The organism is Streptomyces sp. NPDC088785 (assembly GCF_044750685.1).
In the GTDB taxonomy this organism is placed as follows: domain Bacteria; phylum Actinomycetota; class Actinomycetes; order Streptomycetales; family Streptomycetaceae; genus Streptomyces.
In genome coordinates, this window is sequence record NZ_JBIVKH010000001.1 from 119,439 (window position 1) to 133,178 (window position 13,740).

General features: G+C 71.6%; 9 protein-coding genes and 1 pseudogene. 7 read left to right on the top strand and 3 right to left on the bottom strand.

Annotated elements, in window-relative coordinates:
* Positions 1 to 281: 281 nt before the first annotated feature.
* Positions 282 to 1,067: pseudogene (locus ACIP5K_RS00530) on the top strand (protein phosphatase 2C domain-containing protein); the annotation flags it as partial.
* Positions 1,068 to 1,162: 95 nt separating this feature from the next.
* On the opposite strand, the gene ACIP5K_RS00535 reads toward ACIP5K_RS00530, so the two are convergent.
* Positions 1,163 to 1,669: a MarR family winged helix-turn-helix transcriptional regulator gene (locus ACIP5K_RS00535; RefSeq protein WP_401405197.1), complete on the bottom strand. Its 507-nt coding sequence runs from the start codon at positions 1,667 to 1,669 to the stop codon at positions 1,163 to 1,165.
* A 274-nt stretch (positions 1,670 to 1,943) separates the two neighbouring features.
* Here ACIP5K_RS00535 and ACIP5K_RS00540 point away from each other — a divergent pair, with 274 nt between their 5' ends.
* Entirely contained in the window at positions 1,944 to 2,768 is an 825-nt protein-coding gene (locus ACIP5K_RS00540; RefSeq protein WP_401403451.1) for a lysozyme, read from the top strand.
* 72 nt (positions 2,769 to 2,840) lie between these two features.
* Here ACIP5K_RS00540 and lon read toward each other — a convergent pair whose 3' ends face one another.
* On the bottom strand, positions 2,841 to 5,243 hold the full coding sequence (lon, locus tag ACIP5K_RS00545) for an endopeptidase La (RefSeq protein ID WP_401403452.1): 2,403 nt from the start codon (positions 5,241 to 5,243) through the stop codon (positions 2,841 to 2,843).
* A gap of 163 nt (positions 5,244 to 5,406) precedes the next feature.
* On the opposite strand from lon, the gene ACIP5K_RS00550 reads away from it, so the two are divergent.
* A complete protein-coding gene (locus tag ACIP5K_RS00550; RefSeq protein WP_401403455.1) occupies positions 5,407 to 6,087 on the top strand; it encodes a GNAT family N-acetyltransferase in 681 nt (226 codons plus the stop codon).
* Here ACIP5K_RS00550 and ACIP5K_RS00555 read toward each other — a convergent pair.
* Complete coding sequence (locus tag ACIP5K_RS00555; protein WP_401403458.1) at positions 6,029 to 6,817, bottom strand: rhomboid-like protein; 789 nt, start codon at positions 6,815 to 6,817, stop codon at positions 6,029 to 6,031. The two genes, ACIP5K_RS00550 and ACIP5K_RS00555, sit on opposite strands and share 59 nt — an antisense overlap.
* Positions 6,818 to 6,982: 165 nt before the next feature.
* On the opposite strand from ACIP5K_RS00555, the gene ACIP5K_RS00560 reads away from it, so the two are divergent.
* From ACIP5K_RS00560 to ACIP5K_RS00575, 4 genes are all read left to right on the top strand, one after another.
* Entirely contained in the window at positions 6,983 to 7,669 is a 687-nt protein-coding gene (locus ACIP5K_RS00560; RefSeq protein WP_401403460.1) for a spermidine synthase, read from the top strand.
* A 93-nt stretch (positions 7,670 to 7,762) separates the two neighbouring features.
* Positions 7,763 to 8,500: a response regulator transcription factor gene (locus ACIP5K_RS00565; protein WP_361539866.1), complete on the top strand. Its 738-nt coding sequence runs from the start codon at positions 7,763 to 7,765 to the stop codon at positions 8,498 to 8,500.
* The gene (locus ACIP5K_RS00570; RefSeq protein WP_401403463.1) at positions 8,497 to 9,645 is read left to right on the top strand and encodes an ATP-binding protein; all 1,149 of its coding nucleotides are present in this window, start codon (positions 8,497 to 8,499) and stop codon (positions 9,643 to 9,645) included. The genes ACIP5K_RS00565 and ACIP5K_RS00570 overlap by 4 nt, the downstream gene beginning before the upstream one ends.
* 239 nt (positions 9,646 to 9,884) lie before the next feature.
* Complete coding sequence (locus tag ACIP5K_RS00575; RefSeq protein ID WP_401403466.1) at positions 9,885 to 13,688, top strand: multifunctional oxoglutarate decarboxylase/oxoglutarate dehydrogenase thiamine pyrophosphate-binding subunit/dihydrolipoyllysine-residue succinyltransferase subunit; 3,804 nt, start codon at positions 9,885 to 9,887, stop codon at positions 13,686 to 13,688.
* The last annotated feature ends 52 nt before the right edge of the window (positions 13,689 to 13,740 follow it).

Here is a 13,740-nt window from a genome sequence, read left to right on the forward strand (position 1 = left end):
CTCCCGACCATTCCAGCGCCGGTGGGCAAGGGGCGCACATCACCTTGCCCGCCACCCGAAGGAGTGAACCCCGAACGGAAGTTGGCGAGCAAGTTCCTCCGGCACAGTCACCACCTTTTCACAGCGGGCCGGTTGGACGTCCTTCACGGGCTTTGGCAAGATGCCCCGCCGATGGCCCGCGGACTTGCTGAATCCGGCCCAAAACAGGCAGCTGACCTGCTACGACAAGCCCGGCGGGCGCGGTTCGAAGGCCTGGTGAAGAGGTCGTGCAGACTGACCGGATGCGCATCGAACTGGCCAGCGAGCCCGGCGACCCGGCCCGACCGAACGAGGACTACGCCGCGGTGGGGCTTCCGGCCTCCGGACAGGGCGGATCTCTCGTCGTCCTGGACGGCGTCACTCCCCCGGCCACCGACGACGGCTGTCTGCATTCCGTCCCCTGGTTCACCGCCCGGCTCGGCGGCGCCCTGCATGAACTGTCCGGTTCGCGGCGGGATATGACGTTGCGTGACATCCTCGCGACCGCGATCGCCCGGACCGCCGCAGCGCACCGTACGACCTGTGACCTTTCTCACCCAAGGACGCCTCAGGCAACCGTCGTCCTGGCGCGTTGGGACGCGGAGCGGGTCGAGTATCTGGTGCTGTCGGACGCGGTGTTGCTCGTCGGGGGGCGGGACGGGGCGGTCACGGCACTGGTCGACGACCGGCTGGACCGGGTGCCGCGCGCCCTGCTGGTCTCGCACGCGGTGACGGACGCGGAGGCCCGGAACAAGGAGGGCGGCTTCTTCACGGCGGCGGCCGATCCGGCAGTGGCGGACCGCGCGGTGACCGGCACCCTCGCGCGCGACGGCGTCCGGGCCCTGGCCGCGATGACCGACGGGGTCACGCGCTGGACCGAGAAGTTCCGCGAGGGCGACTGGGCCGACCTGTTCACCCTCGTCCGCAAGGAGGGCGCCGAGGGGACGGTCGCCCGGGTCCGCTCCCTGGAACACGCGGACGCCCGGACCCGCACCCACCTCGGCCGCAGCAAGACCCACGACGACGCGACCCTGGTCTACGCGGAACTCCACCCGCGGGCACTGCGCGAGAGGCGGCCGGCGGCCCGCGACGAACCCGGACCGGAACGCCCGGCCCCAACGCCTGGCCCCACCGCTCGCCGCCCCTACTCGTGCTCGGCCCCCGCGTTCAACTGGTGCAGCAGCCGCGCCAGTTCGGCGACCTCCACCCGGTCCCACCCCGCGAGCTGCCGCACATAGCGCGCCCGCCGGGCATCGCGCACCTGCCGGAAGTTCTCCCGGCCGAGCGCGGTGAGCGAGACGAGCCAGGCCCGGCCGTCCGCCGGATCGGGCTCGCGGGAGACGAACCCCAGCTCCTCCAGGGCCCGCAGCTGACGGCTCATGGTGGCCTTGCCGACCCCGATGTACCCGGCGAGTTCGGTGGCCCGCTGCGCCCCGGACTCCTCCAGGCGCACCAGCAACCCGTACGCGGCCGGCTCCAGGTCGGGGTGGACCTCGCGGGCCATCTCCCCGGACGAGGCCCGGGCGCGCCGCAGGAAGACGGTCAACTCCCGCTCCAGCGCCAGGAATTCGTGGTCCACACCAGTTGGCGCGATATCGGAATTCGCGGCATGTTCCGTACTTCGCCGCCTGCCGTTCCCGCCTTCGTGCACGTCAGCGCCCATGGCCACAGTGTCCCCGGGTTTCGAGATTCTGAAAGTTTTCGCCAATCGCCGCCATTGCCGCAGCTCCGCCAGTATTTCGCAGGAGTAGACCAACGGCAGCACCCGGACCCTCTTCCCACCCCCGGGTCCACCTGCGTAGCGTCCTGCATGGCATGTCCATTCCAGTACCCGCACGGTGGCATGCCGACAGGTCGTCAGCACGTCCAGCACAGGTCCCTGATCAGCACCACTGATCCCCCACGAGGCCTACGGAGGCACACCCATGCCCGTGCACAGACCCGGAACGACCCGCCGCACCCGCTTCGGCGTGGCCGGGACGCTCCTCGCGGCACTCTCCCTGTTCTTCACCCTGCCGAGTGCGGCGCAGGCCGCCGACGTCCCCGTCCGCGGCCAGGCCCACCTGGGCATGGGCGTCGCGGCGCACGACGGCGACACCGGCTCCGCCCCGTCCGGCAGCGCCACCCAGACGGAGGGCGTCGACGTCTCCGGCCACCAGGGCAACGTCGCCTGGGCCACGCTCTGGGGCTCCGGCGTGAAGTGGGCCTACACCAAGGCCACCGAGGGCACGTACTACACCAACCCGTACTTCGCCCAGCAGTACAACGGCGCCTACAACGTCGGCATGATCCGCGGCGCGTACCACTTCGCGACGCCCGACACGACGAGCGGCGCCACCCAGGCCAACTACTTCGTGGACCACGGAGGCGGCTGGTCCAGGGACGGCAAGACCCTGCCGGGCGTGCTCGACATCGAGTGGAATCCCTACGGCGCGTCCTGCTACGGCCTGTCGCAGAGCGCGATGGTGAACTGGATCGCGAGCTTCCTGAACCAGTACCGGGCGCGCACCGGCCGGGACGCCGTCATCTACACGGCGACGAGCTGGTGGACCGAGTGCACCGGCAACTACGGGGGCTTCGCGGCCAGCACCCCGCTGTGGATCGCCCGCTACGCGGCCTCCGTGGGCACGCTCCCGGCCGGCTGGGGCTTCTACACCATGTGGCAGTACACCTCGTCCGGCCCGACGGTCGGCGACCACGACAAGTTCAACGGCGCGCTCGACCGCGTCCAGGCGCTCGCCAACGGCTGAGCCCGCCCCGCGGCGGACAGCGGGCCCGGACCCCCGTACAGGGGTCCGGGCCCGCTCGTCCGGCCGCGCCCGTCACGCCGCGACCGGAACCTCCAACCCGGCCGGGGCCAGGGCCAGTTCGAGGACCTGGCGGACGTCCGTCACCGGGTGGACGTCCAGCTTCTCCAGGACCTCGGCCGGGACGTCGTCCAGGTCCGCCTCGTTGCGCTTGGGGATGATGACGGTGGTGACGCCCGCCCGGTGCGCGGCGAGCAGCTTCTGCTTCACCCCGCCGATGGGCAGCACCCGGCCGGTCAGCGACACCTCACCGGTCATCGCCACGTCCGTACGGACCAGGCGCCCGCTGAGCAGCGACGCCAGCGCCGTCGTCATCGTCACGCCCGCGCTCGGGCCGTCCTTGGGGACCGCGCCCGCCGGGAAGTGGATGTGCACGCCGCGCTCCTTGAGGTCGGCGACGGGCAGCTCCAGCTCGGCGCCGTGCGAGCGCAGGAAGGAGAGCGCGATCTGCGCGGACTCCTTCATGACGTCACCGAGCTGGCCGGTGAGGGTCAGGCCCGCCGCGCCGGTCTCCGGGTCGGCCAGCGACGCCTCGACGTAGAGGACGTCACCGCCCGCGCCGGTCACCGCGAGCCCGGTCGCGACGCCCGGCACCGCCGTGCGCCGCTCGGCCGGGTCCTGCGCCGACTCGGGCACGTGGTGCGGCCGTCCGATCAGCGCGCGCAGATCGTCCTCGCCGACGGTGAACGGCAGCTCGCGGTCGCCGAGTTCGTGCTGGGCCGCGACCTTGCGCAGGACGCGGGTGACGGCCCGCTCCAGGTTGCGCACGCCGGCCTCGCGGGTGTACTCGCCGGCCAGCCTGCGCAGCGCGTCCTCGCCGATGACGACCTCGCCGTCGGCCAGTCCGGCCCGCTCCAGCTGGCGCGGGAGCAGGTGGTCGCGGGCGATGACGACCTTCTCGTCCTCCGTGTAGCCGTCGAGCCGGACCAGCTCCATGCGGTCGAGCAGCGCCTCCGGGATGGCTTCGAGCACATTGGCCGTGGCCAGGAAGACGACGTCGCTCAGGTCGAGTTCGACCTCCAGGTAGTGGTCGCGGAAGGTGTGGTTCTGCGCCGGGTCGAGGACTTCGAGCAGGGCCGCGGCCGGGTCGCCGCGGAAGTCGGAGCCGACCTTGTCGATCTCGTCGAGGAGCACCACCGGGTTCATCGACCCGGCCTCCTTGACGGCGCGGACGATGCGGCCGGGCAGCGCGCCGACGTAGGTGCGCCGGTGGCCGCGGATCTCCGCCTCGTCCCGCACGCCGCCGAGCGCGACCCGGACGAACTTGCGGCCCATGGCGTGCGCGACGGACTCGCCGAGCGAGGTCTTGCCGACGCCGGGCGGGCCGACGAGGGCGAGCACCGCGCCGCCGCGCCGTCCGCCGACGACGCCGAGGCCGCGGTCGGACCGCCGCTTGCGCACGGCCAGGTACTCGGTGATGCGCTCCTTGACGTCGTCCAGGCCGAAGTGCTCGGCGTCCAGGACGTCCCGGGCGCCCTTGATGTCGTAGGCGTCCTCCGTCCGCTCGTTCCACGGGAGTTCGAGGACGGTGTCGAGCCAGGTGCGGATCCAGGAGCCCTCGGGCGACTGGTCGCTGGAGCGCTCCAGCTTGTCGACCTCCTTGAGAGCGGCCTCGCGGACGTTCCCGGGCAGGTCGGCGGCCTCGACGCGGGCGCGGTAGTCGTCGGACTCCTCGCCCTCCTGCTCGCCGTTGAGGTCGCGCAGTTCCTTGCGGACGGCCTCCAGCTGGCGGCGCAGCAGGAACTCGCGCTGCTGCTTGTCGACGCCTTCCTGGACGTCCTTGGCGATGGTCTCGGCGACGTCCTGCTCGGCGAGGTGCTCGCGCAGCTGGCCGGTCGCGAGCCGCAGCCGCTCCACCGGGTCGGCGGTCTCCAGGAGCTCGACCTTCTGCGTCGTGGTCAGGAAGGGCGAGTAGCCGGCGTTGTCGGCGAGGGCGGAGACGCCCTCGATCTGCTGGACGCGGTCCACGACCTGCCAGGCGCCGCGCTTCTTCAGCCAGTCGGTGGCGAGCGCCTTGTACTCCTTGACGAGTTCGGCGACGGCGCCGGGCAGCGGGTCGGGGACCGTCTCCTCGACGGTCAGGCCCTCCACCCACAGGGCGGCGCCGGGACCGGTCGTGCCCGCGCCGATGCGCACCCGGCCGCGGCCCCGGACCAGCGCGCCCGGGTCGCCGTCGGCCAGGCGTCCCACCTGCTCGACGGTGCCGAGCACGCCGATGTTCGCGTACGCGCCGTCGATCCGCGGCACGAGCAGCACCCGGGGCTTGCCGGTCTCACCGCGCGCGGCGGCCTGCGCGGCCTCCACCGCGGCCCGCACGTCGGTGTCGTTCAGGTCCAGGGGCACCACCATGCCGGGCAGCACGACCTCGTCGTCGAGCGGCAGCACAGGCAAGGTGAGCGATGTGGACGTCGAAGCCATGATCTCCCCTTTGGCAGTCAAGTTGAGCTATGTCGACTCAATGCACGGGAGCCCGCGAATGTTCCCCGCCGCCCGTTCGCTCTGAGCGATCACCTCTGCCCGGGGCGGGCGGACGGTGCGTAAGGTTCACGCACCGAAAGCAACCATTACACCGGGGGTGCGCATGACCGGCGAGCGCCATGTACGCGACTGGGTCGACGGCTGGGCCGCCTCCCGGGGAGCCGCTCCCCCTCTGGTCGAACCATGGGGCTACACGATTTATGTCGGCCTGGCGGAACACGTCGGGCGGCACGTGCTCGGCGCCGCGAACGACGGCGTGCGCGAGGCCGACGTCCGCGAGGTCGCCGGGTCGGTCACCGGGCGCGGCACCCACCTGAAGGTCTTCGCCGAGCGGGAGCGGGTGCTGCCCTGGCTCGGCGAGGGCTGGGAGCCCTACGGCGCGGACGACTACCTGATGACGACCGCCCTGAGCGGCGCGCCCGCCCCCGCGGTCCCGGCCGGGTACCGGCTGCGCAGCTGGACCCGCGGGGGCGTCACCCGGGTTCTCGTGACCGACCGCGCCGGGGCGTTCGCCGCGCGGGGGCAGGTGGCGCCGACCGGCGCGAGCGCCGCCGTGGACCAGATCGAGACGGCGGCCGAGCACCGCCGCAGGGGGCTCGGGAGCGTGGTGATGCGCACCCTGCACGCGGCGGCCCACGAGCAGGGGGCCGTGCGGGGCGTCCTGGCGTGCACGCCCGCGGGGCGGCTGCTCTACGAGTCGCTGGGCTGGGAGGTGGTGGCCCCGCTCACCAACGCGACGTACGCGGGGAGCCCGGCCCCGCGGCCGGAGCGCGGCGCGCGGTGATCCGCGAGCGGCGCACCAGGGGCCAGGTGGCCACGCCGATCGCCAGCGCCAGCAGGTGGCCCCAGCTCGTCATCGGGTCGGTGGACCCGATCAGGTCCTCGATCAGGCTCGCCGCGAACACGGCGAGGATCAGCCGGCGCGGCCAGCGCGTGAGCAGCCCGGCGAGCGCGCCGATGCTCGCGGCGACACCGAAGCTGATGCCGTAGTCGAGGCGGTGCAGCGAGCTGTCCGGCAGCCGGCCCGCCGCCACCGAGAGACCCACCGGCACCTCGGTGGCCAGCGTCGCCAGGACATGGCCGAGCAGGAAGACGGCGGCCGTGCGCAGTCCCCCTATCCGCCGCTCCAGCGCGGTCAGCACGATCACGAAGGCGAGGCCGAACGGTGACGTGAGGCCGCCCGCGATCCACAGCGCGCTCGCCACCAGGACGAGCGCCGGCGACTGGGCCAGATGGGTGACGTCCGTGCTGGACGCGCGCAGGGCGGCGGACACCACGTCGGGCGCCGCGAACTCCATGAACAGCGAGGTGGCGACGAGCACGGCCGAGTAGCCGAAGGTGAACGGGGTCCCGGTCGGGGTGGGCAGCAGCAGCCACGGGCGCGGCCGGCGGGGGCCGGTGCGGGGCGCGGTCTCGCAGGCCGGGGCCCCGGCCTGCGCGGGAATGCCGTCGAGCGGCCGGCCGTCGGGGCCCGCCGGCCGTCCGGCACCGGTGATCACGCCGCCTGGTTCCACGAGGGCACCCCTTTCGCGCGCATCCGCCCCAGCCTTCGCCCCGGCGGCCGGTCCTGTCCATGACCGACGCCACACGGGACGCGATGCACAGCAACCTCACAGGCCCCGGCCGCGTCCGCAACCGAACGGCGACGCGGCAAACCCGTATCGGCCAAGATGGCCCGCATGAGCGTCGCGCACCCGGAAGAACCCCCGGTCGTCCTGGACCGCCGCGAGGGCCCGTACGGCGAGGTCGTGCTGCGCCGGCACGGGACCCTGCTCCAGATCATCGCCAACGGCACCTTCCTCATGGACACCTCCGACGGCCGCTCGGAGCGGCTGCTGGTCGACGCCGCGCTCGGCGCGCTGGACCCCGCGCGGGCCCGGCCCGCCGTGCTCATCGGCGGCCTCGGTGTCGGCTTCTCGCTCGCACACGCCGCCGCGGAGCCGCGCTGGGGCCGGATCACCGTCGTCGAGCGCGAGCCGGCCGTCATCGACTGGCACCTGCGCGGCCCGCTGTCCCGGCTGTCCGCCGCCGCGCTCGCGGACCCCCGCACGCGGATCGTCGAGGCCGGCCTCCTCGACCACCTGCGCGCCGGCGGCGCCCGCTACGACGCCCTCTGCCTCGACATCGACAACGGGCCGGACTGGACCGTCACCGAGGACAACGACAGCCTCTACGGGCCGGCCGGCCTCGCCGCCTGCGCCGCCCGCCTGCACCCCGGCGGCGTGCTCGCCGTCTGGTCCGCGCAGCCGTCCGCAAATTTCGAAGGAACCTTGCGGAATGCCGGATTCCGACGGGTCCGCACCGAAGAGATCCCGGTTGTCCGGGGCGTACCCGACGTGGTGCACCTCGCAGTACGGGGCGCGTAGCCGACCGGCGGTAACTCCCCGTACGCTGAGGGCCGAAACCCGATCATTCAAGCGTCAAGCGCGCCACGTAGGCGTGCATTCAGGGGCGGGGCGATGGAGCAGACACACACCTCCCACAACGGCAGCACGGCGACGACGGGGGCTCAACGACGGGTCCTCGTCGTCGAGGACGACCCCACGATCGTGGACGCCATCGCCGCCCGGCTGCGCGCGGAGGGATTCCTGGTGCAAACCGCACAGGACGGCCCGGCCGCCGTGGACACGGCCGAGGCCTGGCAGCCCGACCTGCTGATCCTCGACATCATGCTGCCGGGCTTCGACGGCCTCGAAGTGTGCCGCCGGGTGCAGGCCCAGCGGCCGGTGCCGGTGCTGATGCTGACCGCGCGCGACGACGAGACGGACATGCTCGTCGGCCTCGGCGTGGGCGCGGACGACTACATGACCAAGCCGTTCTCGATGCGGGAGCTGGCGGCCCGGGTGCACGTGCTGCTGCGCCGGGTGGAGCGCGCGGCCGTCGCCGCCTCGACTCCGCGCAGCGGCATCCTCCGGCTCGGCGAACTGGAGATCGACCACGCGCAGCGCCGGGTGCGGGTCAGGAACGACGACGTGCACCTCACGCCGACCGAGTTCGACCTCCTGGTGTGCCTGGCGAACACCCCGCGCGCGGTCCTCTCGCGCGAGCAGCTGCTCGCCGAGGTGTGGGACTGGGCGGACGCCTCGGGCACCCGCACCGTCGACAGCCACATCAAGGCCCTGCGACGGAAGATCGGCGCCGAGCGGATCCGCACCGTGCACGGTGTCGGCTACGCGCTGGAGACGCCGACCCCATGAGCGTCGGGGACCGGGCACAGCACAGCCGGCCGGACCGGCCCAGGACGCTCAAGCCCCCGCTGAACCCCTACTGGGCGACCGGCGGGCTGCGCCCCTTCTCCATCAAGGCGAAGCTCGGCACCCTCGTCGTCATCTCGGTGTTCATCACCACGGGCCTGCTCATGGTCGCGATGTACACGGCGACGGAGCTGCGCTTCATCACGGTGTTCTCGATCATCGCCACGCTGCTGATCACGCAGTTCGTCGCGCACTCCCTGACCGCGCCGCTGGACGAGATGAACACCGTGGCCCGCTCGATCTCCAACGGCGACTACACGCGGCGCGTGCGCGGCGCGGACCGCCGCGACGAGCTGGGCGACCTGGCCGTCACCATCAACCGCATGGCCGACGAGCTGGCCGCCCAGGACCACCAGCGCAAGGAACTCGTGGCGAACGTCTCGCACGAGCTGCGCACCCCCATCGCGGGCCTGCGCGCGGTGCTGGAGAACGTCGTGGACGGCGTCATGTCCGCCGACCCCGAGACCATGCGCACCGCGCTGAAGCAGACGGAGCGGCTGGGCCGGCTCGTGGAGACGCTGCTCGACCTGTCGCGGCTGGACAACGGTGTCGTGCCGCTCAAGGCCCGCCGCTTCGAGGTCTGGCCCTATCTGTCGGGCGTGCTCAAGGAGGCCAACATGGCCGTCTCGCAGCGCGCCGGCATCGCCTCCGGGTCCGGCACCCACACGCGGACGGACGTCCATCTCCACCTCGACGTCTCGCCGCCGGAGCTGACCGCGCACGCCGATCCCGAGCGCATCCACCAGGTAGTGGCGAATCTCATCGACAACGCCGTCAAGCACTCCCCGCCGCACGGCCGGGTCACGGTGCGGGCCCGGCGCGGGCTGTATCCGGAGTCGCTGGAGATCGAGGTGCAGGACGAGGGTCCCGGCATCCCGAAGTCCGAGTGGCACCGGGTCTTCGAGCGCTTCAACCGCGGGACGAAGGACCAGGGGTCGAGCGGCAAGGGCGACGGCGGCACGGGCCTCGGCCTGGCCATCGCGCGCTGGGCGGTGGACCTGCACGGCGGCCGGATCGGGGTGGCCGAATCCGAGCGGGGCTGCCGGATCAAGGTCACTCTTCCGGGAGAGCCCCGACCGCAAAGTTGACGTAGGGTTTCGGTCAGGCAGCGGTCAAGCCGCGCCCTGACGTACCCGGATGTGCCGGGCGCGCGATCCGCGCATGCGGAACCCCGGTTGTTTCCCGCCATTTCACGGCCCGAAACCCGACTTCCAGTGTGACTTACGCGACGGATCCCGGCCCGGCCTGCACGTTCCGCCGATGGAGGCGTAGCCTTTATTCCCGCTGTCCATCACCTTGTGAGAAGCGGAAGAGGGCGGTTCACGCCGTGTCGCCACAGTCCCCCAGTAACTCGACCACCGAGACCGACCAAGCCGGGCAGGGAAGAAACCCTGCGGCTGCCTTCGGTCCCAATGAGTGGCTCGTCGACGAGATCTATCAGCAGTACCTCCAGGACCCGAATTCGGTTGACCGAGCCTGGTGGGACTTCTTCGCCGACTACAAGCCCGGTGCCGCGGCCGCGGGGGCCGCGCCGACCGAGCCGGCCGCGCAGCCGGCCCAGCAGCCTCCGGTCAGCGCCCCGGCGCCCGCCGCCGAGGCGCCCGCTGCGCAGGCTCCCGCCGCGCCCGCCGCGAAGCCCGCAGCCGCAGCTCCCGCACAGTCTGCCGCCGCGCCCGCGAAGGCCGCCCCGGCAGCGCCCGCCGCAACGCCCGCACCTGCTCCCGCACCGAAGAAGGCTGAACCAGTGACGACCGAGGCCCCTGCCGGCCCCGAGTTCGTGACGCTGCGCGGTCCCGCCGCCGCCGTCGCGAAGAACATGAACGCTTCCGTCGAGGTCCCCACGGCCACGTCCGTGCGCGCCGTCCCGGTGAAGCTGCTGTTCGACAACCGCATCGTCATCAACAACCACCTCAAGCGCGCCCGCGGCGGGAAGATCTCCTTCACGCACCTCATCGGGTACGCGATGGTGCAGGCCATCAAGGCCATGCCGTCGATGAACCACTCCTTCACGGTCAAGGACGGCAAGCCGACCCTGGTCAAGCCGGAGCACATCAACTTCGGCCTCGCGATCGACCTCGTGAAGCCCAACGGCGACCGCCAGCTGGTCGTCGCGGGCATCAAGAAGGCCGAGACGCTGAACTTCTTCGAGTTCTGGCAGGCCTACGAGGACATCGTCCGCCGCGCCCGCGACGGCAAGCTCGGCATGGACGACTTCACCGGTGTCACGGTCTCCCTGACCAACCCCGGCGGCCTCGGCACCGTGCACTCCGTGCCGCGCCTGATGCCCGGGCAGTCGGTCATCATGGGCGTCGGCTCGATGGACTACCCGGCGGAGTTCCAGGGCACCTCCCAGGACACCCTGAACAAGCTCGGCATCTCGAAGGTCATGACGCTCACGTCGACCTACGACCACCGGGTCATCCAGGGCGCCGCCTCCGGCGAGTTCCTGCGCGTCGTCGCGAACCTCCTCCTCGGGGGGAGCGGCTTCTACGACGAGATCTTCAAGGCCCTGCGCATCCCCTACGAGCCGGTCCGCTGGCTCAAGGACATCGACGCCAGCCACGACGACGACGTCACCAAGGCCGCCCGCGTCTTCGAGCTGATCCACTCCTACCGGGTGCGCGGCCACGTCATGGCCGACACCGACCCGCTGGAGTACCAGCAGCGCAAGCACCCCGACCTCGACGTCACCGAGCACGGGCTGACGCTGTGGGACCTGGAGCGCGAGTTCGCCGTCGGCGGCTTCGCCGGCAAGTCGATGATGAAGCTCCGCGACATCCTCGGCGTGCTGCGCGACTCGTACTGCCGCACCACCGGCATCGAGTTCATGCACATCCAGGACCCGAAGCAGCGCAAGTGGATCCAGGACCGCATCGAGCGCCCGCACTCCAAGCCGGAGCGCGAGGAGCAGCTGCGCATCCTGCGCCGCCTGAACTCCGCCGAGGCGTTCGAGACGTTCCTCCAGACGAAGTTCGTCGGCCAGAAGCGCTTCTCCCTGGAGGGCGGCGAGTCCGTCGTCCCGCTGCTCGACGCCGTCATCGACTCCGCCGCCGAGGCCCGCCTCGACGAGGTCGTCATCGGCATGGCCCACCGCGGCCGGCTGAACGTGCTGGCGAACATCGTCGGCAAGTCCTACGCGCAGATCTTCCGCGAGTTCGAGGGCAACCTCGACCCGAAGTCGATGCACGGCTCCGGCGACGTCAAGTACCACCTGGGCGCCGAGGGCACCTTCACCGGCCTGGACGGCGAGCAGATCAAGGTCTCGCTGGCCGCCAACCCGTCCCACCTGGAGACGGTCGACCCGGTCATCGAGGGCATCGTCCGCGCCAAGCAGGACATCATCAACAAGGGCGGCACGGACTTCACCGTCCTGCCCGTCGCCCTGCACGGCGACGCGGCCTTCGCGGGCCAGGGCGTCGTGGCCGAGACGCTGAACATGTCGCAGCTGCGCGGCTACCGCACCGGCGGCACGGTCCACATCGTCATCAACAACCAGGTCGGCTTCACCGCCGCCCCGGAGTCGTCGCGCTCCTCCATGTACGCCACCGACGTGGCCCGCATGATCGAGGCGCCGATCTTCCACGTGAACGGCGACGACCCCGAGGCCGTCGTCCGCGTCGCGCGGCTCGCGTTCGAGTTCCGTCAGGCGTTCAACAAGGACGTCGTGATCGACCTCATCTGCTACCGCCGCCGCGGTCACAACGAGTCGGACAACCCGGCGTTCACCCAGCCGCTGATGTATGACCTGATCGACAAGAAGCGCTCGGTGCGCAAGCTGTACACCGAGTCCCTCATCGGTCGCGGCGACATCACCCTCGAAGAGGCGGAGCAGGCGCTCCAGGACTTCCAGGGACAGCTGGAGAAGGTCTTCACCGAGGTCCGCGAGGCCGTCGCGAGCGGGAGCGAGGAGACCTCCCCGCAGCCGCAGGCCGAGTTCCCGGTGCCGGTGCAGACCGCGATCTCCCAGGAGGTCGTCAAGCGCATCGCCGAGTCCCAGGTCAACATCCCGGACAACATCACGGTCCACCCGCGTCTGCTGCCGCAGCTCCAGCGCCGCGCGGCGATGATCGAGGACGGGACGATCGACTGGGGCATGGGCGAGACCCTCGCCCTCGGCTCCCTCCTCCTGGAGGGCACCCCGGTCCGGCTGTCCGGCCAGGACTCGCGCCGCGGCACCTTCGGCCAGCGCCACGCGGTGCTGATCGACCGGGAGACCGGCGAGGACTACACCCCGCTGCTCTACCTGTCGCCCGAGCAGGCCCGCTACAACGTCTACGACTCGCTGCTCTCCGAGTACGCGGTCATGGGCTTCGAGTACGGCTACTCGCTGGCGCGTCCCGAGTCGCTCGTGCTGTGGGAGGCCCAGTTCGGCGACTTCGTCAACGGTGCGCAGACCATCGTCGACGAGTACATCTCGGCCGCCGAGCAGAAGTGGGGCCAGACGTCCGGCGTCACCCTGCTGCTGCCGCACGGCTACGAGGGCCAGGGCCCGGACCACTCCTCGGCCCGTGTCGAGCGCTTCCTCCAGCTCTGCGCGCAGAACAACATGACGGTCGCGATGCCGACCCTCCCGTCGAACTACTTCCACCTCCTGCGGTGGCAGGTGCACAACCCGCACCACAAGCCGCTGGTGGTCTTCACGCCGAAGTCGATGCTGCGCCTCAAGGCCGCCGCGTCGAAGGCGGAGGAGTTCACGACGGGCGGCTTCCGCCCGGTCATCGGCGACGAGACGGTGGACGCGAACGCGGTCCGCAAGGTCGTCTTCGTCGCGGGCAAGCTGTACTACGACCTGGAGGCCGAGCGGAAGAAGAGCGGGAACACCGACACCGCGATCATCCGCGTCGAGCGGCTGTACCCGCTGCCGGGCGCCGAGCTCCAGGCGGAGATCAGCAAGTTCCCGAACGCCGAGAAGTACATCTGGGCGCAGGAGGAGCCGGCGAACCAGGGCGCGTGGCCGTTCATCGCGCTCAACCTGATCGACCACCTGGACCTGGCGGTCGGCGCCGACATCCCGCACGGCGAGCGCCTGCGCCGCATCTCGCGGCCGCACTCCTCGTCGCCGGCGGTCGGCTCGGCCAAGCGTCACCAGGCCGAGCAGGAGCAGCTGGTGCGTGAGGTGTTCGAGGCGTAGGGCCCCGGCATCCCGCACGGAAGGGCCCGGCACCCCGAGGGTGCCGGGCCCT